This window comes from Enterococcus sp. C50, assembly GCF_040887505.1.
Taxonomy (GTDB): Bacteria; Bacillota; Bacilli; order Lactobacillales; family Enterococcaceae; genus Enterococcus_B; species Enterococcus_B thailandicus.
This window is the reverse complement of sequence record NZ_JBFOFW010000022.1, coordinates 1-616: the sequence shown is the minus strand read 5'-3', so window position 1 is coordinate 616 and position 616 is coordinate 1. Positions and strand designations below refer to the sequence as shown.

Genomic DNA, 616 nt, shown 5'->3' with positions numbered 1-616 from the left:
TTAAGTTATCAATGGAGGTTTAGCTCAGCTGGGAGAGCATCTGCCTTACAAGCAGAGGGTCAGCGGTTCGAACCCGTTAACCTCCATATGAGCCGTTAGCTCAGTTGGTAGAGCATCTGACTTTTAATCAGAGGGTCACAGGTTCGAGCCCTGTACGGCTCATATTTTTGCGGGTGTGGCGGAATTGGCAGACGCACTAGATTTAGGATCTAGCGCCTTACGGCGTGGGGGTTCAAGTCCCTTCACCCGCATTATATGAATATAACTATTCAAGCCGGCTTAGCTCAGTTGGTAGAGCATCTGATTTGTAATCAGAGGGTCGAGGGTTCAAATCCTTTAGCCGGCATCAAGTTTATGCGGAAATAGCTCAGTGGTAGAGCACCACCTTGCCAAGGTGGGGGTCGCGGGTTCGAACCCCGTTTTCCGCTTTGCCATTATCAAAACGCCGGGGTGGCGGAACTGGCAGACGCACAGGACTTAAAATCCTGCGGTGAGTGATCACCGTACCGGTTCGATTCCGGTCCTCGGCATTAACACATATGCGCCCATAGCTCAACTGGATAGAGTGTTTGACTACGGATCAAAAGGTTAGGGGTTCGACTCCTCTTGGGCGCGT

General features: G+C 51.3%; 7 tRNA genes. All 7 read left to right on the top strand.

Annotated elements, in window-relative coordinates:
• Positions 1–13: 13 nt before the first annotated feature.
• The 7 genes from AB3I20_RS12735 to AB3I20_RS12705 all read left to right on the top strand — a co-directional run bounded on the left by AB3I20_RS12735 (position 14) and on the right by AB3I20_RS12705 (position 615).
• Positions 14–86, top strand: a tRNA-Val gene (locus AB3I20_RS12735).
• A 3-nt stretch (positions 87–89) separates the two neighbouring features.
• Positions 90–162 (top strand) — tRNA-Lys (locus AB3I20_RS12730).
• 7 nt (positions 163–169) lie between these two features.
• Positions 170–251: transfer RNA gene (locus tag AB3I20_RS12725), tRNA-Leu, on the top strand.
• 22 nt (positions 252–273) lie between these two features.
• Positions 274–346: transfer RNA gene (locus AB3I20_RS12720), tRNA-Thr, on the top strand.
• A gap of 10 nt (positions 347–356) precedes the next feature.
• A tRNA-Gly gene (locus AB3I20_RS12715) sits at positions 357–428 on the top strand.
• Positions 429–444: 16 nt separating this feature from the next.
• Positions 445–530 (top strand) — tRNA-Leu (locus AB3I20_RS12710).
• 11 nt (positions 531–541) lie between these two features.
• Positions 542–615, top strand: a tRNA-Arg gene (locus AB3I20_RS12705).
• Position 616: the final 1 nt, after the last annotated feature.